Annotated in this window: 21 protein-coding genes; 9 read left to right on the top strand and 12 right to left on the bottom strand. The window is 71.9% G+C overall.

Annotation, left to right across the window (positions count from 1 at the left end):
* The first annotated feature begins 55 nt into the window (after positions 1 to 55).
* Positions 56 to 217, top strand: a complete 162-nt coding sequence (locus tag I4Q55_RS31215) for a transposase family protein (RefSeq protein WP_374194461.1) — start codon at positions 56 to 58, stop codon at positions 215 to 217.
* Positions 218 to 242: 25 nt separating this feature from the next.
* On the opposite strand, the gene I4Q55_RS31210 is transcribed toward I4Q55_RS31215, so the two are convergent.
* From I4Q55_RS31210 to I4Q55_RS31200, 3 genes are all read right to left on the bottom strand, one after another.
* The gene (locus tag I4Q55_RS31210; RefSeq protein ID WP_091320598.1) at positions 243 to 605 is read right to left on the bottom strand and encodes a septum formation initiator family protein; all 363 of its coding nucleotides are present in this window, start codon (positions 603 to 605) and stop codon (positions 243 to 245) included.
* A 251-nt stretch (positions 606 to 856) separates the two neighbouring features.
* Positions 857 to 2,143 (bottom strand): phosphopyruvate hydratase, encoded by a 1,287-nt coding sequence (gene eno, locus I4Q55_RS31205; RefSeq protein ID WP_206792783.1) that lies wholly within the window; start codon positions 2,141 to 2,143, stop codon positions 857 to 859.
* Positions 2,144 to 2,204: 61 nt separating this feature from the next.
* Positions 2,205 to 2,666 carry a glyoxalase/bleomycin resistance/extradiol dioxygenase family protein gene (locus tag I4Q55_RS31200; RefSeq protein ID WP_206792781.1) on the bottom strand — a complete coding sequence of 154 codons (462 nt, stop codon included), beginning with the start codon at positions 2,664 to 2,666 and terminating at the stop codon, positions 2,205 to 2,207.
* 73 nt (positions 2,667 to 2,739) lie between these two features.
* Between I4Q55_RS31200 and I4Q55_RS31195 the strand changes: the two genes are divergently transcribed.
* A complete protein-coding gene (locus I4Q55_RS31195) occupies positions 2,740 to 3,144 on the top strand; it encodes a tetratricopeptide repeat protein (RefSeq protein ID WP_206792779.1) in 405 nt (134 codons plus the stop codon).
* A 218-nt stretch (positions 3,145 to 3,362) separates the two neighbouring features.
* Here I4Q55_RS31195 and I4Q55_RS31190 read toward each other — a convergent pair whose 3' ends face one another.
* Positions 3,363 to 4,109 (bottom strand): murein transglycosylase, encoded by a 747-nt coding sequence (locus I4Q55_RS31190; RefSeq protein WP_206792816.1) that lies wholly within the window; start codon positions 4,107 to 4,109, stop codon positions 3,363 to 3,365.
* A 365-nt stretch (positions 4,110 to 4,474) separates the two neighbouring features.
* Between I4Q55_RS31190 and efeU the strand changes: the two genes are divergently transcribed.
* From efeU to I4Q55_RS31160, 6 genes are read left to right on the top strand one after another with little or no spacing between them, the layout of a single operon-like run.
* Entirely contained in the window at positions 4,475 to 5,320 is an 846-nt protein-coding gene (gene efeU, locus I4Q55_RS31185) for an iron uptake transporter permease EfeU (RefSeq protein ID WP_206792777.1), read from the top strand.
* Entirely contained in the window at positions 5,317 to 6,456 is a 1,140-nt protein-coding gene (gene efeO, locus I4Q55_RS31180) for an iron uptake system protein EfeO (RefSeq protein ID WP_206792775.1), read from the top strand. Before efeU ends, efeO begins: the two co-directional genes overlap by 4 nt.
* Positions 6,453 to 7,712 (top strand): iron uptake transporter deferrochelatase/peroxidase subunit, encoded by a 1,260-nt coding sequence (efeB, locus tag I4Q55_RS31175; RefSeq protein ID WP_206792773.1) that lies wholly within the window; start codon positions 6,453 to 6,455, stop codon positions 7,710 to 7,712. Before efeO ends, efeB begins: the two co-directional genes overlap by 4 nt.
* A 57-nt stretch (positions 7,713 to 7,769) precedes the next feature.
* Entirely contained in the window at positions 7,770 to 8,339 is a 570-nt protein-coding gene (locus I4Q55_RS31170; protein WP_206792771.1) for a TetR/AcrR family transcriptional regulator, read from the top strand.
* The gene (locus I4Q55_RS31165; RefSeq protein WP_206792814.1) at positions 8,336 to 9,469 is read left to right on the top strand and encodes a GDSL-type esterase/lipase family protein; all 1,134 of its coding nucleotides are present in this window, start codon (positions 8,336 to 8,338) and stop codon (positions 9,467 to 9,469) included. Before I4Q55_RS31170 ends, I4Q55_RS31165 begins: the two co-directional genes overlap by 4 nt.
* Positions 9,470 to 9,486: 17 nt before the next feature.
* Entirely contained in the window at positions 9,487 to 9,897 is a 411-nt protein-coding gene (locus tag I4Q55_RS31160; protein WP_206792769.1) for a PPOX class F420-dependent oxidoreductase, read from the top strand.
* 8 nt (positions 9,898 to 9,905) lie between these two features.
* On the opposite strand, the gene I4Q55_RS31155 is transcribed toward I4Q55_RS31160, so the two are convergent.
* The 7 genes from I4Q55_RS31155 to I4Q55_RS31125 are packed head-to-tail and all read right to left on the bottom strand — an operon-like array spanning position 9,906 to position 16,047.
* Positions 9,906 to 10,469: a hypothetical protein gene (locus I4Q55_RS31155; RefSeq protein WP_206792767.1), complete on the bottom strand. Its 564-nt coding sequence runs from the start codon at positions 10,467 to 10,469 to the stop codon at positions 9,906 to 9,908.
* Positions 10,466 to 11,824: a hypothetical protein gene (locus I4Q55_RS31150; protein WP_242547078.1), complete on the bottom strand. Its 1,359-nt coding sequence runs from the start codon at positions 11,822 to 11,824 to the stop codon at positions 10,466 to 10,468. Before I4Q55_RS31150 ends, I4Q55_RS31155 begins: the two co-directional genes overlap by 4 nt.
* Positions 11,824 to 12,627: an ABC transporter ATP-binding protein gene (locus I4Q55_RS31145; protein WP_206792762.1), complete on the bottom strand. Its 804-nt coding sequence runs from the start codon at positions 12,625 to 12,627 to the stop codon at positions 11,824 to 11,826. Before I4Q55_RS31145 ends, I4Q55_RS31150 begins: the two co-directional genes overlap by 1 nt.
* Positions 12,628 to 12,638: 11 nt before the next feature.
* The gene (locus I4Q55_RS31140) at positions 12,639 to 13,439 is read right to left on the bottom strand and encodes a zf-HC2 domain-containing protein (RefSeq protein WP_206792760.1); all 801 of its coding nucleotides are present in this window, start codon (positions 13,437 to 13,439) and stop codon (positions 12,639 to 12,641) included.
* Entirely contained in the window at positions 13,436 to 13,993 is a 558-nt protein-coding gene (locus I4Q55_RS31135; RefSeq protein ID WP_206792757.1) for an RNA polymerase sigma factor, read from the bottom strand. Before I4Q55_RS31135 ends, I4Q55_RS31140 begins: the two co-directional genes overlap by 4 nt.
* Before the next feature lie 54 nt (positions 13,994 to 14,047).
* Positions 14,048 to 14,980 (bottom strand): MazG family protein, encoded by a 933-nt coding sequence (locus I4Q55_RS31130; protein WP_206792755.1) that lies wholly within the window; start codon positions 14,978 to 14,980, stop codon positions 14,048 to 14,050.
* The gene (locus I4Q55_RS31125; protein WP_206792753.1) at positions 14,977 to 16,047 is read right to left on the bottom strand and encodes a SurA N-terminal domain-containing protein; all 1,071 of its coding nucleotides are present in this window, start codon (positions 16,045 to 16,047) and stop codon (positions 14,977 to 14,979) included. The genes I4Q55_RS31130 and I4Q55_RS31125 overlap by 4 nt, the downstream gene beginning before the upstream one ends.
* Positions 16,048 to 16,123: 76 nt before the next feature.
* Here I4Q55_RS31125 and I4Q55_RS31120 point away from each other — a divergent pair, with 76 nt between their 5' ends.
* Positions 16,124 to 16,570: a hypothetical protein gene (locus tag I4Q55_RS31120; protein ID WP_242547076.1), complete on the top strand. Its 447-nt coding sequence runs from the start codon at positions 16,124 to 16,126 to the stop codon at positions 16,568 to 16,570.
* Between the two features lie 451 nt (positions 16,571 to 17,021).
* Here I4Q55_RS31120 and mfd read toward each other — a convergent pair whose 3' ends face one another.
* A complete protein-coding gene (gene mfd, locus I4Q55_RS31115) occupies positions 17,022 to 20,576 on the bottom strand; it encodes a transcription-repair coupling factor (protein WP_206792812.1) in 3,555 nt (1,184 codons plus the stop codon).
* Positions 20,577 to 20,733: the final 157 nt, after the last annotated feature.

Below are 20,733 nucleotides of genomic sequence, written 5' to 3'. Positions count from 1 at the left end.
GTTCAAGAAAACCGCAGGTCAACCACCCCTCAACGCCCGGCAACGGGTCCACAACATGCTGCACGCCCGAGCCCGGGCCCTGGGTGAACGCGCCATGGCCATCCTCAAAACCCGCTGGCAGGCATTGCACCGCATCACCCTCTGCCCCCACCGCATCGGCCACATCGTCCAAGCCGCCCTCGTCCTCACCCACCACGAACACCACGGACGCTACTGAGAAAACCTCATTGGGGCGCTCTGGCTCAGCCGCCCGAGACCTGGTTCCAGAGGTTCTCGTACCACGAGCTGCCCGCGGCCTGCTGCTGTCCGGCCGGCGGGGCCGCGTCGGGGGCCTTGTCCTCCGGCAGCTGCACGATGTACGGCGTCTCGCCCGGCTTGACGTACCGCAGCCGCCGCCGGGCTTCGGCCTCGATCTGCGCGGGGTCGCTCAGCTCCGCCTTGCGGCCCTGGAGCTGAGCGACCTCCTGCTGCAGCTGAGCCTGCTGCGCCTGCTGTTCGCGGACCTCGGTCCGCTGGGAGAGGTACGTGCGCAGGGGCACGGCGATGGTGAACGCCAGCGCGCACACCACGATCGCCACCACCGCCGCGCGGCGGGTGGTGGACATGCCGAGCACCTTCGCCGCGCCCGACGCGCGCTTCGCCGCCAAGCCCCGGCGCAGCCGGGCCCTGGTGGTCTCCGCGTCGCCGGTGCGACGGCGCCCCGCGGTCGTGCCGTCCGCCGTCCGCGGCGGCCGGGAGCCCGGGCTGCTCGCGCGCCCGGCCTCGGGGCGGCGGGTCCGCGTGGGCCCGCCAACCCGTGACGCCCCGCCGGCACCGCCGCGGCGGCCGCGTGTCCTCCCCCGGTCCGCCATCGGCGTCAGGCCTCGGCGCTGAACCGCGGGAAGGCCAGCTCGCCGGCGTACCGGGCGGCGTCACCGAGGGTCTCCTCGATGCGCAGCAGCTGGTTGTACTTGGCGATCCGCTCGCCGCGGGCCGGGGCACCGGTCTTGATCTGGCCGACGCCGGTGGCGACCGCCAGGTCCGCGATGAACGTGTCCTCGGTCTCGCCCGAGCGGTGGCTCATCATCGACTTGTAGCCGAATGACGTGGCCAGCGAGATCGCGTCGAGCGTCTCGGACAGGGTGCCGATCTGGTTGACCTTCACCAGCAGCGCGTTGGCGGCGCGGCGGGTGATGCCCTCCTCGAGCCGGTCCGGGTTGGTGACGAACAGGTCGTCGCCGACGATCTGGACCTTGTCGCCGATCTCGGCGGTCAGGGTGACCCAGCCGTCCCAGTCGTCCTCGCTCAGCGGGTCCTCGATCGACACCAGCGGGTAGTTCGCCAGCAGCTCGCCGTAGTAGGCGGACATCTGCTCGGCGCTCTTCTTCGCGCCTTCGAACGTGTACGCGCCGTCGCCGAAGAACTCCGTCGCGGCGACGTCGAGGGCCAGCGCGACGTCGCGGCCCGGGGTGTAGCCGGCCTTCTCGATGGCCTGGACGATCAGGTCGAGGGCCTCGCGGTTGTTGCCGAGGTTGGGCGCGAAGCCGCCCTCGTCGCCGAGGCCGGTGGCCAGGCCGCGGCCCTTCAGCACCGACTTCAGCGAGTGGTAGACCTCGGTGCCCCAGCGCAGGGCCTCGCGGAAGGTCTCCGCGCCGATCGGCGCGATCATGAACTCCTGGACGTCGACGTTGCTGTCCGCGTGCGAACCGCCGTTGAGGATGTTCAGCATCGGCACCGGCAGCACGTGCGCGTTCGGCCCGCCCAGGTAGCGGAAGAGCTCCAGCTCGGCGGACTCGGCGGCCGCCTTCGCGACGGCCAGCGAGACGCCGAGGATCGCGTTCGCGCCGAGGCGGGACTTCGCCGGCGTGCCGTCGAGGTCGACCAGCTTCTGGTCGACGATCCGCTGGTCGACGGCCTCGATGCCGACCATCTCCGGGCCGATCTCGTCGAGGACGGCGGCGACCGCGCGCTCGACGCCCTTGCCGTTGTAGCGGCCGGTGTCGCCGTCACGCAGCTCGACCGCCTCGTGCTCACCGGTCGACGCCCCCGACGGGACCGCGGCCCGCGCCAGGGTGCCGTCGTCGAGAGCCACCTCCACCTCGACGGTCGGGTTGCCGCGCGAGTCCAGAATCTCGCGCGCGCCTACCTGCTCGATGAGAGCCACGCCATGCTCCTCGGTGCGTCGTGCCTGCGGTTTCGCGCCCCAGCCTAGCCGTCACCGCAGTTCACCCGTTGGAGGACTCACCGCCCGCGCGGACCTCCTGCCAGCCGGGCGGCAGCTCGACGGTCTCGGACGTCTGCTGCCAGAAGGTCCAGCTGTTGCCCCCGAGATCGGCCACGGTGAACACCCGCGCGCCGTACGGCTGGTCCTGCGGCGGTTCCAGCTCGCACTCGTCGCCCAGCGCGGCCTCGACCCGGGCGTACGTCTCGTCGACGTCGTCGACGTAGAGGATGTTGAGCTGGCCGACCGGCCCGTCGACGCCCTTGGCCTGCCAGTAGTCCGCCCCGACGCCGGCGAGCTGGATCCGCGCGTCGCCCGCCCGCAGCGTCGCCTGGAAGACCTCGCCCGCCGCGTCGCAGAACCGGACCTCCTCGGTGAAGCCGAAGACCCTGGTCAGCCAGGCGAGCGCCGCCGTGGCGTCGGAGTAGTAGAGGTAGGGCGCCAGGCCCCGGTACCCGCTGCTCATGGCGGCACAGTCCATCACGTCCCGTTCGGCGGCGTGTGCAACCCCCTCCCCCGGGGGTAACGTGGGAGTGACCATGACGGACGCCGCAGCTGCTTCGCAGCCTCCCGAGGAGTCGCGGTTCCATGCCTTCCGCCAGGCCGAAGACCTGGTCGGCCGCCGTCGTCCGCTCGACGCCCTGAAGGCCCTGCAGCCTCTGCTGGAATCCGAAACGGACAAACCGTCGGTACACCTGCTGGCCGGGCGCGCGTACTTCCACTCCGCTCAGTTGCGACGCGCCGAGGAGGCGTTCACCCGGGTGCTGGAACTCGACCCGACGGACCACTACGCGCGGTTCATCCTGGGCCGCACGCTCCAGCGTCTCGGCCGGTTCGTGGAGGCGCTCGCCCAGATGCGGATGGCGTCGGCGATGAACCCGGTGCCGGAGTACCTCGAGGCGATCAGCGAGGTCAAGGCGCGCATCGCCCTGCGCGAGCCCTGAGGCGACCGGGCCGAACGGCCCTGGTCACCTCAGCCTTTCGGCCGATCAGGCCGGGCCCCTCGACCGATGTTCCGGGATCGTTTTCCGGCGACGCTGGTTCCAGACCGAACAGGGAGGAACCACGATGTCGATCTTCGCCACGCTGGGTGCGTACGCCGGGCTGCTGCTGCTCGTGCTGATGGCCGTCACGCCGTTCGTCGCCGACCGCGAGCTGTGACTCACGGCGCGACGCTCGCCTCCGCGTAGGCGTCCGCCGCGCTGAAGACGTCCTGGCCGTACGCCAGGGCCTGGTTGTAGAACAGGATCGCCCGCCACCAGCCCGCCGGCGTCCCCAGGTCGTCGCCGCCGGAGCACAGGAACCGCGCTGCCGTGAAGGCCGCGTCGTCGATGTTCTGCGGGTCCGGCGCGCCGCCGTCGCCGTTCGCGCGTTCCTGGTACTTCTTCCACGTCGACGGCAGGAACTGCATCGGGCCGATCAGGTGGTCCCACGACTTGTCGCCGTCGAGTTTGCCGCCGTCGCTGTCGTGCACCGCCGGGACACCCGGCGAGCCGTCCAGCGGCGGGCCGACCACCGGTTTCGCCACCCGGCCGTTCGCGCCGATCGCCGCGAGGTCGAACTCGCCGCGCTCGTTCTCGACCCGGCCGATGCCCGCGAGGGTCGCCCACGAGAGGTGGCACGTCGGCTTCTGGCGCTGCATCCACATCTCCGCCCGGCCGTACGCCGAGAGCACGCGTGCCGGGATGTGCGTCTTGTCCGCGACGCGGGTCGCCCACGCGTCCAGTTCGACCCGGTCGGACGCCTGCGGCCGGTCGACCGGCGCGGCCAGCCCGGCCCGCGGTGCTTCCGCGCCGGGCTGGGGACGCTGTTCGGGGATGGCGAGCGCCGGCTGGACCGGCGGCGACGCGGCCGGCGCGTCCGGATTCCGGACACCGATGGTCACGAGGAGGACCACGCCGGTGGCCACCAGGCCGAGCGCGAGGGCGATCCGGCCGACGTACCGCCGGGGCGGGCCGCCCGGGGGCGACGGCGGAGGCGTGACGGTCGGCTGAGCGGTATCGGCCACCCGAACAGGTTACGGAGCCACTCAAGGGGGTCCCCCAAGCGGCTGACCAGGCAAGCGGAAGGTAAACCCAGGGCCGCTGCCAGCGACGTCACAGAATTCGTTATCGAGTCGACGCGCAGGCCTCTGACCTGCGGTTACCCTAACCTAACTTCGAATCGGCGCCCCGTTTGTCCGATTGCCTCGTTCCGGGCCGGCGCCGCGCGCTGGACTTACAGGTGAGGCTTACCTAAAACCATCTCGGAAGCAGAAACCCGAGGAGGCGGACCGTGGTGTTCTCGAGCGCGCTGATCGGGCTGCGCGAAGGCCTGGAAGCCGCGCTGGTCGTCAGCATCCTGGTGGCCTTCCTCGTCAAGACCGAGCGGCGGCACGCGTTGCGCTGGGTGTGGCCCGGTGTCGGCGCCGCGGTGCTGCTGTCGGTCGCGGTCGGGGCGGTCCTCACCTACACGACCGCCCAGCTTTCCTTCGAGCACCAGGAGCTGCTCGGCGGCAGCCTCTCGATCGTCGCCGTCGTGTTCGTCACCGCGATGATCTTCTGGATGCGCAAGGCCGCCAAGAGCATCGCCGCCGAACTGCGCGGGAAGATGGACGACGCGCTGAACGTCGGCCCGGCGGCCGTGCTGCTGCTGTCGTTCCTCGCGGTCGGGCGCGAAGGCCTGGAAACCGCGGTGTTCTTCTACTCCACCGTCCAGGCCGCTCAGTCGGAGACCGTGCAGCCGCTGATCGGCTTCGCCATCGGCATCACCGCCGCGGTCGTGCTCGCCTGGCTGCTCTACAAGGGCGCCGTCCGCTTCGACCTCGCCAAGTTCTTCACGATCACCGGCGTCCTGCTGGTGTTCGTCGCCGCGGGCGTGCTCGGCTACGGCCTGCACGACCTGCAGGAGGCGGCGTTCCTGCCGGGCCTCACCACCCTGGCGTTCGACGCGTCGAGCGCGCTGCCCGAGACGTCCTGGTACGGCGCCCTGCTCAAGGGCATCTTCAACTACTCGCAGCAGACGACCGTGCTGCAGGCCGTCGCCTGGGTGGCCTACGTCGCCGTCGTGCTGCCCCTCTTCCTCAAGCCCAGCAAGAAGACCGCGCCGGCACCCGCCGCCGCGGCCGCCTCGAAGGAGTGACCGTGCGCAAGACCCCCTCGCTGGCCGTAGTGGCCGGCGCCGCCGTCCTGGTGACGCTGGCCGCGTGCGACAGCAAGAGCGACACCGGCGCCGCGGCCGGCGGCCCGATCAAGGTCTCGGCGTCCGACACCGCGTGCGAGGTCTCCGCGACCACGGCGAACGCCGGCAACGTGACCTTCGAGATCACCAACAAGGGCACCAAGGTCACCGAGTTCTACCTCTACGCCGAGGGCGACCGGATCATGGGCGAGGTCGAGAACATCGCCCCCGGCCTGAACCGGCGGCTGATCGTCGAGGTCGCCGAAGCGGGCAAGTACCAGACCGCGTGCAAGCCGGGCATGGCGGGCAACGGCATCCGCGGCGACTTCACCGTCACCGGCGGCGTCGCCAAGCAGAACGACACGAACGCGCAGAAGGCCGAAGCCACCAAGAGCTACGCGAGCTACGTCGCGAACAACACCGCCGCGCTGCAGGACGAGACGGTGAAGTTCGCCGGCCTCGTCAAGGCCGGCAAGGTCGACGAGGCGAAGGCCGCGTACGCGCGCACCCGCGTCTACTACGAGCGGATCGAGCCGGTGGCCGAGAAGTTCGGCGACCTCGACCCGGCCATCGACGTCCGCGAGGCCGACCTCGAGCCGAACCAGCAGTTCACCGGCTTCCACCGGCTGGAGAAGGACCTGTTCAAGACGGGCCTGCAGCCCGACAGCGCCCAGATCGCCGACAAGCTGGTCACCGACGTCAAGGACCTGGTCGCCAAGACGAAGACGCTCGAGCTGTCCGCTTTGGACCTCGCGAACGGCGCGAAGGGCCTGCTCGACGAGGTCGCGACCGGCAAGATCACCGGCGAGGAAGAGGCGTTCTCGCACACCGACCTCTGGGACTTCCAGGCCAATGTGGACGGATCGAAGGGCGCGATCACGTCGCTGCGGCCGATCCTGCAGGCCAAGGACCCGGCACTGGTGTCCACTCTGGACAAGGAGTTCGCGAACGTCCAGGGCCTGCTCGCCAAGCAGCGCGCCGGTGACGGCTTCAAGCTCTACACCGAGCTTTCCCAGGACCAGGTCAAGGAGTTCGCCTCGGCCGTCGACGCGCTGAGCGAACCGCTGAGCAAGGTTGCGGAGGTCGTCTCCCAGTGACGTCGGAAGAGGGCACGCGCGTCTCGCGGCGGAAGCTCTTCGGCCTGGCGGGCGCGGGTGTCGCGCTCGCCGGGGCCGGGGCCGCCGCCGGCATCGGGATCGACAAGGCGACGAACGGCAACGCCGAGGCGTCGACGAACACCGTCGACTTCCACGGCGAGCACCAGGCCGGGATCGTCACGCCGGCGCAGGCCAACCTGCACTTCGCGGCCCTCGACGTCACGACGAAGGACCGCGAGAAGCTGCGTCAGCTGCTCAAGACGTGGACCGAGGCGGCCCGCCGGATGACGGCGGGCCAGGAGGTCGTCGCGAACGGCGCGGTCGGCAGCGGCGCGTACGCCCCGCCCGGCGACACCGGCGAGGCGCTCGACCTGCCGGCGTCGAACCTGACCCTGACCATCGGGTTCGGGCCGTCGCTGTTCGACGACCGGTTCGGCCTGGCGGCCAAGCGCCCGCCGCAGCTGATCGACCTGCCGCTGTTCCCGAAGGACAAGCTCGACCCGGCCCGCAGCGGCGGCGACCTGTGCATCCAGGCCTGCGCGGACGACCCGCAGGTGGCGGTGCACGCGGTGCGCAACCTGGTGCGGCTCGGCTTCGGCGTCACCGAGGTCCGCTGGTCGCAGCTCGGCTTCGGCCGCAGCTCGTCGACTTCGCGTGAGCAGCCGACCCCGCGGAACCTGTTCGGCTTCAAGGACGGCACGAACAACATCAAGTCCCAGGACACGGACTTCCTGCGCGACCAGGTGTGGGCTGCCGCGGGTGACGGCCAGGCGTGGATGGCGGGTGGCTCGTACCTGGTGGCGCGCCGGATCCGGATGCACATCGAGACGTGGGACCGCGAAACCCTGGACGGCCAGGAGAAGATCGTCGGCCGCACGAAGGGCACCGGCGCCCCGCTGGGCCAGACCGCGGAGTTCGACGAACTCGACCTGGACGTCGGCGGCGCGGGCGGCGAGAAGGTGATCCCGGAGGACGCCCACGTCCGGCTCGCCTCGCACCAGGCCCTGAACGGCGTCCGGATCCTGCGGCGCGGCTACAACTTCGTCGACGGCTCCGACGGCGTCGGGCACCTCGAAGCGGGGCTGTTCTTCCTGGCGTTCAACCGCGACACCCGCACGCAGTACGTGCCGATGCAGCAGGCGCTGTCGTCGAAGGACGCCATGATGGAGTACGTCCAGCACACCGGGTCGGCGCACTTCGCGGTCCCGCCGGGCGTGACCCGCGAGTCGAACTGGGCGGACGCTCTGTTCTCCTGAGTTGCCTAAAGTCTTTAGGTTGATCTAGCCTGGCTTTAGGCAACCGGGAGAAGGCTGATGGTTCGGGCAGGACTGACCACGGATCGCGTGGTGCGCGCCGGCGCGGAGCTGGCCGACGAGGCGGGCTTCGACCGGCTGACACCGTCGGAGCTGGCCCGGCGGCTCGGCGTCCAGGTCGCCAGCCTGTATTCGCACGTCAAGAACGCCCACGACCTGCGGACGAAGGTCGCGCTGCTGGCGCTCGACGAACTTGCCGTCCGGGCCTCGGCCGCCCTCGCGGGCCGGGCCGGACGGGACGCCCTCGTCGCCTTCGCCGACGTCTACCGCGACTACGCCCGCGAGCACCCCGGCCGGTACGCGGCGGCGCAGCTGCGGCTCGATCCGGAGACCGCCGCCGCGAGCGCCGGGCCCCGGCACGCCGAGCTGATGCGGGCGATCCTGCGCGGCTACGACCTGTCCGGGCCGGACGAGACGCACGCCGTGCGGTTGCTGGGCAGCGTCTTCCACGGGTTCGTCAGCCTGGAAACCCAGGGCGGGTTCGACCACAGTTCGCCCGCCGCGCCCGAGAGCTGGGTCCGCATCCTCGCCGTCCTCGATTCCCTCCTGCGCGATTGGCCACGGTCTTGATCGACGTCCCCCTGACCGCCGACCTCGTCCGCGGCGCCCTCGAACTCGAACGCACCGAGCGCGGCCTGGTCCCGCACCGGCTCCCGGCTCGCGCGCGGGCGCAGAACACCGACCCGCGGCTCGCCATGGCCGAGGCGCAGCCGGCCGGCGTCCGGCTGCGGTTCCGGACCCGGGCGGACGTCGTCGAGCTGGAGACGCTGCGGACCAAGCAGGTCTACGCCGGCGCCCCGCCGCGGCCGGACGGCGTGTACGACCTGGTGGTCGACGGCGCGCTGACCGCCCAGGCGAGCGTGCCCGGCGGCCACACACTGGACGTCGAAATGGCGACCGGGGCGTCCTCGCTCACCCCGGGCTCCCCCGGCGTGGTCCGGTTCGCCGGGCTGGGCGGGCAGTCCAAGGACGTCGAGCTCTGGTTGCCGCACAACGAGCTCACCGAGCTGGTCGCCCTGCGCGCCGACGCGCCGGTCGAGCCCGTGCCGGGCCGCCGGGTGTGGCTGCACCACGGCAGCTCGATCAGCCACGGCTCGAACGCGGCGAGCCCGGCGACGACGTGGCCCGCGCTCGCCGCCACCGCGGCCGGCGTCGACCTGGTGAACCTCGGCTTCAGCGGCAACGCGCTGCTCGACCCGTTCACCGCGCGGGCGCTGCGCGACACGCCCGCCGACCTGATCAGCGTCAAGCTGGGCATCAACGTGGTCAACGCGGACCTGATGCGCCTGCGCGCGTTCGGGCCCGCGGTGCACGGCTTCCTCGACACGATCCGCGACGGCCACCCGGACACGCCGCTGGTGGTCGTCTCGCCGCTGTACTGCCCGATCCACGAGCGGACGCCGGGCCCGGGCGACTTCGACCACGCGGCGCTGGCCCGCGGCGAAGTCCGGTTCCGCGCGACCGGCGAGCCGGGCCCCGGCAAGCTGACGCTGGAGGTCATCCGGGAGGAGCTGGCCCGGATCGTGACGCAGCGGCAGGCGTCGGACCCGCGCCTGAGCTACCTCGACGGCCTCGCGCTGTACGGCCCGGAGGACTTCGCGGAGTTGCCGCTGCCGGACGACCTCCACCCCTGCCCGGCGGCCCACCGCCGGATCGGGGCGCGGTTCGCCTCGCTGGTGCTTGACTTCAAGGAAGCTTGAAGTTGGACGCTGGGGGCATGTTCACCGAAGCAGAACTCGCCTACCTCGCCGACCAGCCCGTGGGCCGGCTGGCGACCCAGCAGCCCAACGGAACCCTCCAGGCCAGCCCGGTCGGCTTCAGTTACAACCCGGACGAGAAGACGATCGACGTCACCGGCTACAACCTGCGCAACAGCAAGAAGTTCCGCAACATCGCGACGCACGACCGGGTGGCGTTCGTCGTCGACGACGTGCCGTCGACGAACCCGTGGCGGGTCAGGTGCCTGGAGATCCGCGGCCGCGCGGAGGCCCTGGTGGGGGTCGACGTGGGAAACGACCACCTCGACGACGCGGTGATCCGCATCCACCCGGAGCGCATCATCGCCTTCGGCGTCGAGGACTGGGACCGGGAGCCCCTGGAACTGGAGACGAACATCCGCAACGTCTGAGCCCGGCCCTAGCGGCGGCCACCCCAAGTCACGTAGACCACCGCTCCCGTGGCCGCCAGGATCGCCGCCGTCCAGGTGGCCGCGGGGGTTGCCGGGGGTTGCAGGAGCCAGGCCAGCACGCGGCTCGCCGTCGAGCCGTCGTTCGGGACGAATGGCGCCACCGCGGCCCACGCCAGCGGGAGCGTCCAGCCGAACTGGCCGCCCGCGATCGTGGCCGCCAGGCCGGCCAAGCCCGCCAGACCGGCCGCGTCACGCACGATGATCCACCCGGCCACCGCCGACGAGCCCAGCTCCTGCACCCCCAGCACCAGCGCCCCGGCCACGACGCCGATCAGGGCCAGGTGCGCGAACCGCCGCACCGGCCACGGCAGTGCCGCGGACCGGTCGAGGTCGGCGTCCTGGCCGCTCAGCCCGATCGCCGCCACCGCGACCGCCGACGTCAGCGTCAGCACGACCGGCAGCGCCGACCACGAATCGCGCGTCAGGAACCACAGCCCGGCCGTCGCCACCAGCAGGGCGGTGAACGCCACCGGGAGCTGCCGCGAACGCGCGTAGAGCGCCGCCCATCTCATCGCATGGCCCCCGGGACCAGCGCGTCCATCGGGTCGCCCTGGCAGGTCAGGAGCACCTGGCGCAGCGCGACGATCCGGGCGAACCGGACCTCCGCCGGCAAGGCGTGGAACTTCGCCCACGCCTGCTCGACCGGGCCGTCTTCGCGAACGGCCCACCGCGCGCCGAACTCGGGCAACGGCTGCAGCTGACCGGTGAAGTAGGCCGCCGCGATCATCCGGGCACCCCAGTCGGCCATGCTGGCGCCGTACGGCGGGTCGCACGAGGGGAGCCCGGCGCCGCCCAGCACCGCGAGCCTCAGGTCGTCGGCGCCCGCCGTGAAGAGGACGTCGTTGCGCTGGAAGTCCAGGTAGACGACGCCGGGATCGCGAGGAACGGGGCCGGTGACGAAGTTCGGCGCCGTCTGCTCCTCGACCCGGGTCGGTGCACCGGGCAGCTTCGCCAGCATGGCCAGCGCTTCGCGACCCGGCCCGGCCAGCGCGGCCAGCCTTTCCGCGTGCGCCCGGCTGACGCAGATCGGGCCGTCACAGACCTTCTCGGCGGCGACGCCGTCCGGCACGAGGAGCTCGTTGCCGGAGGCCGGGAGAACCGGCAGGGCGATGGCCGCCCCGGCGACCACCGGCACCAGGCTGACGAGCCGGGCCCGCACGGAACTCGCCGCCAGCAGCAGGAAGCCCGTCGCCGCGAGACCGGCGAACCACGCCGCCTGCCCGAGGTCCAGCGAAGCCGGCGTCGTCACGAGCGCGCCCCGCGGCTGGCCGAGAGCCGGCGCCAGCAACGCGAACCGGGTGTACGACATCGACAGCACGCCCGCTTCGACCGACGTCCAGGCCACCACCGACACCACCAGGGCCAGCACGGCCAGCGCGGGCGCGGTCAGCGGGTGTGGCAGCAGCCGCCCGATCGCCAGGCCGGCCCAGCTTCCCGCCACGACGGCGAGCAGGCCGACGAGCAGCACCGGCAGGAAGGTCATGGACACGAATCCGCCGTGGCCGAGCACTTCGGCGAAGCCGACGCCGAACACCACCAGGTACCCGAGCGCGCTCAGCGCGCCGACGGCACCGGCCAGTTTCGCCGCCCGGTGCCAGCCCGGGCGGGACGTCGTGGCCAGCAGCTCGACCATGCCGGAACGGCTGTCGCGCATGCCCTGGATCGCCCCGGCGCCGACCGCGATCGGCCACAGGAACACCAGCAGGAACCGCAGCCACAGCGCGGTGGTCGTGGTGTTCCCCGTCCACGGCGCGGGCACCTTCCACCACGGCCCGGACAGCAGGAACAGGAAGCCCAACGCGACCACGAGCAGCGCCAGCCCGGCCCAGGGCGCGATCGAGCGCCGCAGTTCGATGCGCAGGATCATCACCACGCCCCCTGGCCCGGCTCGTGGTTCAGCAGCGCCGAATAGCCGCGCTCGATCGGGCTGTCACCCACATGCTCGGCGGTGCCTGCGGCGGCCAGCTCGTCCGGGGTGCCCTGGAACACCAGCTTGCCCTCGGCGAACAGCACGACGTCCGTGCAGGCCGTGGCCACGTCTTCGACCAGGTGCGTCGAGATCAGCACGCACGAGTCCTGGCCGAGTTCCTGGACCAGCTCGCGGAACCGGACGCGCTGCGCCGGGTCGAGCCCGGCGGTCGGCTCGTCGAGCAGCAGGATGTCCGGGTCGTTGACGATCGCCTGCGCGATCCCGACCCGCCGCACCATGCCGCCGGACAGCGTCTTCATCCGGTCGTCGGCCCGGTCGGCCAGCCCCACCCGCTCGATCGCGCGCTGCACCGCACCCGGGATGTCCTCTTTGGACACCTCCTTCAGCCAGGCGAGGTACTCGACGAACTCGCGGACGGTGAACCGCTTGTAGAACCCGAAGTTCTGCGGCAGGTAGCCGATCCGCCGGCGCAGGGCGCGCTGCTCGGTGTGCCCCCCGACCGGCGCACCGAGCAGCGACAACCTGCCTTCCGCCGGCCGGAGCACCGTCGCCAGTGCCCGGATCAGCGTCGTCTTGCCCGCGCCGTTCGGCCCGAGCAAGCCGTGCACCCCCTTGCCGAGCGACAGGTCCAGCCCGTCCACGGCCAGTTTCCGCCGCCCCACCCGCACCTTCAGCCCTTCGGCCTGGATCTCCCAGGCATAGGCCGTTGGCGCGACCTCGGCGGCTCCGACAGCACGCATGTTCTTCCTCCCTAGTTGCGCGCGCCGAGCCGGGTGAACGCGCCCTTGTGCAGGGCGACGGCCACCGTCGTCAACGCGAAGATCCCCGCCCACACCGGCCACGCACCGGTGGTGAGCGCGAACACGGGCCGCTGGACCGCCACGGTGGGCAGGAGCAGCACCGCGACCCACATCGCGACCAGCACGTACGCCGCCCGCGTCATGCCGATCAGCCCGCCCAGCGCGAGCGTCCCCGTGGTGAAAGCCAGGCTCGGCAGCAGCCAGAGCGCGAGCGCCGTCCCGGTCAGCCACCCGGCGACGCCGAGCACCGGCAGGACGACGAAGAGCACGGCGAGCGTCCGCCGCGCGATCAGGTACAGCCCGGCGCGCGGCGTCCCGACGACGGCTTCGTACGCCGGATCCAGCCCCCGCGCCCACGACACGGCAACGCCGAGCACCGGCAGCACCGGCGCGAAGAGCTGCACCGCCGTCACGTCCAGCACCGACCGCCCGACGTGGTCGAACACCACCGCGAGCAGCGTGACCAGCACGATCATCGCCAGCCACGGCAGCATCACCGGGGTGACCCAGGTGGTGAGCCACCTGGCGAAGCGGCGCCGCGCGGGGTGCGCGGGCACCCCCGGCGGTTCGACGTCCGCCGCGAGCCGCGTCCAGACGAGGTCCACCACCGGCCGGACCGGCGCCACCTCGGCGAGCCGCGCCCGGCACACCGGGCACGTCTCGAGGTGCGCTTCGAGGCCCCACAGCTGGTCACCCGGGAGGTCGTCGCCGGCCGCGTACGCGGCGATGAGCCGCTCCGGTGCGTGGTTCATGACAGCGCCTCCCGCATCGCGATCCGCGCCCGCCTCGCGCGCGTCTTGACCGTGCCCTCCGGCAACCCCAGCAGCACCGCGGTTTCCCGGACCGTCAGCCCGTCGAGCACCATTGCCTGCAGGACCGCGCGCAGCTCCGGCGCGAGGTCGCGCAGCGCGGTGCCGACGTCGTCGTCCATCGACGTCGCCAGCAGCTCGTCCTCGGCCGCCGCCACCGGGGTCACGTCGAGGGCCACCTCCGGGGGTGGCTGGGCGTGGTGTGCCCGGCGCCGGAACGCGTCGACCAGCCGGCGGGCCGCGATCGTCCAGAGCCAGCCGACCGCGTTCCCGTCGGTCGCCGTGCCCGCGAACGACTCCGCCGCGCGCCACACCGCCAGGTACGTCTCCTGCATGACCTCGGCGACGATCTGCTCGTCCGCGCACCGGCGGCGCAGGCGCACGGCGAGCCACGGCGACGTGCGGCGGTAGAGCTCCTCGAACGCCGCGCGGTCGCCCTTGGCCGTGCGCCGGACGAGGTGGGCCTCGTCGGCGTCCTGCAGTGGCTGGTGTCTCACACCAGGCAAGACGCCGGGAGCCCGGAAACGGTTCTCACCCGATTGTGTGCTGCGTCACACCCGGCGCGTGGGCCAGAACTTCCGCCAGCCGTCGGCCTCCAGGGTCGTCGGCTCCAGCCCGGCGTCGCGCGCGGCCTGCTCGGCGCCCCGGATGTCCTTCGCGAACTGCTTCGCCAGCGCCCGCAGCTCGCCCTCGGCGTCGACACCGGCCCGGCGTGCCGTGGCCGCGATGCGGAACAGCTGGGCGGCGGCCCCGGAACCTTCGGGGAAGAGGTCGAGCGGGATGCCCGCGCGCCCGGAGCGCTGGCCCAGCTTGCCCGCCAGCGCGACGGCCGGCTGACCCAGCGCCACGCCGTCCACAATGGAGCGACGCTGCTTCTCGCGCTGCTTCAGCTCTTCCCACTTCAGGTTCTGGTGCTCGACCGTGTGCACCTTGTCGGCGCCGGCGAAGACGTGCGGGTGCCGGCCGACCAGCTTCGCGACGAGCGCCGCGGCGACGTCATCGATGCCGAACGGGTCCGCCGGGTCCTCGGCCGCGACCCGCGCGTGGAAGAGCACCTGCAGCAGCACGTCGCCGAGCTCTTCGCGCAGCGCCTCGCGGTCGCCTTCTTCGATGGCGTCGAGCAGTTCGTAGGTCTCCTCGACCAGGTACTGCCGCAGCGAATCGTGCGTTTGCGCCGCGTCCCACGGGCAGCCGCCCGGCGAGCGGAGCCGGTCCATCACCTCGGCGGCCTCGACCAGCGGCGGCGCCGGCGTCTCGATGACGGCCGCGCCGGTCGCGATGAGCAGCGACGCCGCCGGCTCGTCACGGGACCCGGCCAGCAGCACGACGTCCTTCAGCGAAGGCGCCTCGGTGACGGCCGGAATCCCGAACGCGGCCGGATCGACGTCCGTGGCCGCGTAGACGGCGGGTGACTCACGCAGGATCTTGAGCGCCGCACCGGGCAGCGTCGTCCCGCGGACGACCACGACGACACCCGTGCTCACTGCTGGGTACGACCGGACCCGCCCGGGGGCAGCACCAGGCCCTGCGTGGAGTCCAGGTTCGGCACCACGTTCATGCCCACCACGTCCCACACGCCGTACCGCTTGTTGACGCGCACGCCGAGCTCGTCGAACAACGGCTGCAGCTGCCGCATGCCGATCGCGGTCTTCGTGGCGGCGTCGAGCTCCGGCGTCCGCTCGGTGGCGACGGTCCGGTCGTCCGTGCGCTGCCGGATCACCCCGACGAACCAGGTACCCGCCAGGTCCTGGCTCGGGTAGGGGACGGCCACGACGGTGCCGGCGGGCGACCCGAAGACCGGGGTGGAGGCGAGGGCGCCGGCCTGCGTGGCGGGCACCGCGTCACCGAGGCCGGACAGCGGCGGGATGCTGTCGACGTTCCGGCCCGCCTGCTTCGCCTGATCCCGCAGCTGGGCCTCGTACTGGACGTCGGCGCCGATCCGCTTGGCCGCGGCCGCCGGGTCGGCGGCGAGCTGCCGGGCGAGGTCGAGGGCGGCCTTCTTCGCGTCTTCGCCCTGGAGCGCCGAGCCGGTGTTGGGGTCCGGCATCGAGCCGATCGTCGTGAAGTCGAAGGTGACCGAGAGGTTCGGCAGGAGTTTCTCGGCCAGTGCCTGGGCGAGGTAGGTGTCGGTCAGCTCTTCGCGGTGGTCGCGCGAGCGGGTGACGACCTGGCTGACGGCCTGGGCCTCGTTGCTCGCGTCGGCGGGGACCTTGCCGTTGAGCGGGTCCTTCGCCAGCTGGGCGTCGATCTGCCCGTAGTTGGGCGTGATGCCGTGCTTTTCGGCGGCCTTGAGGAGCAGCTCGTGCACGACGAGCTGGGTGACGGCGGCCCGGCCGACCTCTTCGAGCTTGTGCTCGGCGGCGAGCTTCTGCGCGTACGGCTGCTCGCGGACGGCCTTGTCGATCAGCGCCTGCACCTGGTCGATGGAGACGGTGCGGTCACCGATGACGGCGGCGGCACCGACCTGGCTGGGTCCCGAGCCGCACCCGGCGAGCAGAAGTGCACCGGCAACAACGGCGACCAGCGCGCGAGGGCGCCCGATGATCCGCATCACAACGCATACCCTCTCACACCACCGCCTCCGAAACGCAACACCCATGAGGTCGCGGCGGCGGTAATGTCGATTTATGGACCACTGGCTCACGATGGAGGTGTTCGACGGCGAGCATCCGGCATCGATGTGGCGCCTGTCCCGCGGCGACGCACTCACCGAAGCCGCCCTGACGCACGGCGCTGAGCAGTGGGTTTGGCACGAGCACCGGTGGGGCGTGGTGCTGGAGATCGAATTTTCGACCGAGGAGCAGCGCGACGCGTTCCGGACACTGCCGGCCGTGACGGCGGCCCTGGACGCGGTCCCGGACCCGGCCCGGGGCTTGCTGGTGTACCCGGGCCGAGGCGGCGGCGCCGGATCGCGCATGCCGCGGCACCCCCGACCGCTGCCGATGGCGGGCGCCGGCGCGGTTCCGGTGCCGGTGGAGCCGGTACGGATGGGGCTGGCGACGCGCGTTAGCCGGCCCCACGATCAAAGGAGCGGGGTGGTCATCCCGTCGCCTGAGGCCGTGAAATCACTTTGAGCCGGGCCCGCAACACACAGACCAACGTGAGAAGACGACGCAAGCTTGCGGGCCCGGCTCAAAGTGATAGGCCTCGTTCAGGCGACGGGATGACCACCTCGCGGCCCACCTCAGGAACGTGAGACGGCAGCGGCAAGGGGTGGCCATCCCAGAGCCTGCCCGTCCGGCGAGGACAGTCTTTTTGCCGGGGTAGAGCGTCTGCCGCGGCGGGGCGGCGGGTCCGACCTCCCCCGCCCCTCCGTTCGGATTGTCAGTCGCCGTCCGGGTTTGTCAAGGCGGGAAAGAGTGCCTTGACAAACCCGGTCGTCGACTGAAGAGAAGGCTGGGATGAGGGGCGGGGGAGGTCTGGTGACGTCGTTGGCCGGCTTGCGTCGCCGGCCGCCGGTCCGCGTCGCCGCCCCGTTGGCGGCTTGCGTCGCCGGCCGCCGGTTCGCGGGTCTCCGGTCCCCCTTTACACCGCCGCCGGCTTCTTCGTCAGCTGGACCAACAGCTTCGTGCACCACTCCAGCAGCTCTTCGTCCCGTAGTGTCGGCGCGCCTATCCGGCCGCCCGCCGGTCCCTCCGTCGGCTTTGGCACCGACACCGTGTTCGTCACCGCCTTGTACACCGCCTTCGGGTACAAGCGCTTCAGTCGCACCAGCTGCGAGTCCAGCAGCGGCAGCGGGGCGAACCGGATGGTGTTGCCCTGGACCGCCACCTCCGTCACGCCCGCCTCGCGGCACGTGTGCCGGAACTTCGCCACCGCCAGCAGCCTGTTCACCGGGGCCGGCGGCTGGCCGTAACGGTCGATCAGCTCTTCGCGGACCGCGTCGAGGCCCGCCGTGTCCGGTGCTGCCGCGATCTTGCGGTATGCCTCCAGCCGCAGCCTCTCCCCCGGCACGTAGTCGTGTGGGATGTGGGCGTCGATCGGGAGGTCGACGCGGACTTCCGCCAGTTCCTCGTCTTCGGCAGGCTCCGCGCCCGCGTGCCGGCGGAACGCGTCGACCGCTTCACCCACCAACCGCACGTACAGGTCGAAGCCGACGCCCGCGATGTGCCCCGACTGCTCCGCTCCCAGGATGTTGCCCGCGCCACGGATTTCGAGGTCCTTCATCGCGACCGCCATGCCCGCGCCGAGCTCGGTGTTCTGGGCGATCGTCGCCAGGCGGTCGTGCGCGGTCTCCGTCAGCGGTGCCTCCGGCGGGTACAGGAAGTACGCGTACCCGCGCTCGCGCCCGCGCCCGACCCGGCCGCGCAGCTGGTGCAGCTGCGCCAGGCCCAGCAGATCGCCGCGCTCGACCAGCAGTGTGTTGGCGTTCGAGATGTCCAGACCGGTCTCGACGATCGTGGTGCACACCAGGACGTCGTACTCGTTTTCCCAGAAGCCCTGGATGATCTTTTCGAGCTTTTCCTCGTTCATCTGGCCGTGCGCGGTGACGACCCGCGCCTCCGGCACCAGCTCGCGGATCCGCCGCGCCGCCTTCTCGATCGACGACACCCGGTTGTGGACGTAGAAGACCTGGCCGTCGCGCAGCAGTTCGCGCCGGATGGCCGCGCCGACCTGCTTGTCGTCATACGCGCCGACGTAGGTGAGGATCGGGTGGCGGTCTTCCGGCGGGGTCAGGATCGTCGACATCTCGCGGATGCCGGCCAGCGACATCTCCAGCGTGCGCGGGATCGGCGTCGCCGACATGGTGAGCACGTCGACGTGCGTGCGCAGCGCCTTGATGTGCTCCTTGTGCTCGACGCCGAAGCGCTGCTCCTCGTCGACGATCACCAGGCCGAGGTCCTTGTAGCGGATGCCCGTCTGCAGCAGCCGGTGCGTGCCGATGACGATGTCGACCTCGCCGCCGGCGAGCTGCTCGAGGATCGCGTCCGACTCCGCCTTGTTCGTGAAGCGGGACAGGCCCTTGATCGTCACCGGGAACGACCGCATGCGCTCGGTGAAGGTGTTCAGGTGCTGCTGGGCGAGCAGCGTCGTCGGGACGAGGACGGCGACCTGCTTGCCGTCCTGCACCGCCTTGAACGCCGCGCGGACGGCGATCTCGGTCTTGCCGTAGCCGACGTCGCCGCAGATGACGCGGTCCATCGGGACGCCGCGTTCCATGTCGGCCTTGACCTCGTCGATGGCGGCGAGCTGGTCGTTCGTCTCCGTGAACGGGAAGGCGTCTTCCAGCTCGTGCTGCCACGGCGTGTCCGCGCCGAACGCGTGCCCGGGCGCGGACTGGCGCGCGGCGTACAGCTGGACGAGCTCCGCGGCGATCTCCTTGACCGCCTTCTTGGCCTTGGCCTTGGTGTTCTTCCAGTCGGAGCCGCCCAGCTTGTTGAGCGTGGGCAGCTCACCGCCGACGTAGCGGGAGACCTCGTCGAGCTGGTCGGTGGGCACGAACAGCCGGTCACCCGGGTGGCCACGCTTGGACGACGCGTACTCCAGCAGAAGGTACTCGCGGGTGGCACCCGCGACCGTCCGCTGGACCATCTCGACGAACCGGCCGATGCCGTGCTGGTCGTGCACGACGTAGTCACCGGCCTTGAGGGCCAGCGGGTCGACCGCGTTGCGCCGCCGGGACGGCATCTTGGTGTTCAGGTCCTTTGTGGACGTTCCGGCACCCGCGCCGCGGCCGGTGAGGTCGGCTTCGCTGAGCACGACCAGGGCGCGCTCCGGCGAGACGAACCCGTCGGTGAGGCCGCCGCAGGTGACCGTGACCATGCCGGCCGCGGGTGGTGCGGCGAGGCCGTCGCCGGCCTGGGTCGCCGGGACGTCGGCGCCGGTGAGCTGCTCCACCGCGCGCGCCGCGGTGCCCTGGCCGGCGACGACGAGCACCGCAGTGCCGCCCGCCGCCGTGTGCGCGCGCAGGTCGGCCGTCGCGCGCTCCAGCTCGCCGCGGTAAGCGGGCGCGGCCTCGACCGAGACGCGGTAGACGTCCGGGTCTTCGCTGGTCAGCTGGGTGATCGTCCACCAGGCGCGCTTGGTGTCCTGCGCGTGGGACGCGATCTCGTCGAGCCCGCGGTAGGCCGACGCGCCGAGGTCGATCGGGGCCTGGCCACCCGCCGCGGCCGTCGTCCAGGACGCTTCGAGGAACTCCTGGCCGGTGCGGACGAGGTCGGCGGCGCGGGCGCGGATCTTCTCCGGGTCGGTGAGCAGCACGTGGGTGCCGACCGGCATCGCGTCGGTGAGCAGCTCCAGCTCGCCTTCGCAGAGGACCGGGATGAGCGCCTCCATGCCCTCGACCGGGATGCCGTCGGCGAGCTTGGTGAGCATCTCGGCCAGGTGCGCGTCGGCCTCGTACGTCTTCGCCAGCTCCGCGGCCTTCTCCTTGACCGGCGCGGTGAGCAGCAGCTCGCGGCACGGCGGCGCGGTGACCCGCGGGATCTCGCCGGGCAGCGACCGCTGGTCGGAGACGGCGAACGCGCGGATCTCGCTGACCTCGTCACCCCAGAACTCGACCCGGACCGGGTGCTGCGCGGTCGGCCCGAACAGGTCGAGGATGCCGCCGCGGACGGCGAACTCGCCGCGCTTCTCGACCATGTCGACGCGGGTGTAGGCCAGCTCGACGAGCCGTTCGAGGAGCTCCTCGAACGGTGTCTCCTCGCCGACGACGAGGTCGATCGGCCGCAGCGAGCCGAGCCCGGGCGCCATGGGCTGGATCAGGCTGCGGACGGTGGCGACGACCACGCGCAGGTCGTCTTCGCCCGTCTTCAGCCGGTGCAGCACCTCCAGGCGGCGGCCGACGGTGTCCGCGCGCGGGGAGAGGCGTTCGTGCGGGAGGGTTTCCCACGACGGGAAGTCGGCGACCCGGCCCCGGCCGATGAGGGCTTTCAGGGCCGCGGTCAGCTCGTCGGCCTCGCGACCGGTGGCGGTGACGGCGAGCACGGGCCTGGCGGCGCCGGCATCGGCCGCGAGCGCGGCGGCGACGAGCTGCCGGGCGGCGATCGGGCCCTGCAGCTCGAGCAGCGGCGCGCCGGCGCGCTCGACCACGCCGCGCAGGGCCGGGTCGGGGAGGATGGCGGTGAGGAGTCCGGACAGTGGAGCGTCGGTCACGGTCCCAGCCTACGTGCCACCCCCGACAGGTTTCCGATCACGGCTGGTCGCGGCCCAGAACACCCCAATGTGGCCTTGGGTGCGCCCAACGCACCGAAGGCCACATTGGGTGCGCCCAACGCACCGAAGGCCACCTTGGGTG

The sequence above is a fragment of the Amycolatopsis sp. MtRt-6 genome (genome assembly GCF_017308975.1).
GTDB lineage: Bacteria > Actinomycetota > Actinomycetes > Mycobacteriales > Pseudonocardiaceae > Amycolatopsis.
The sequence above is the reverse complement of the archived record's forward strand: the minus strand, read 5'-3'. Positions and strand labels throughout refer to the sequence as shown.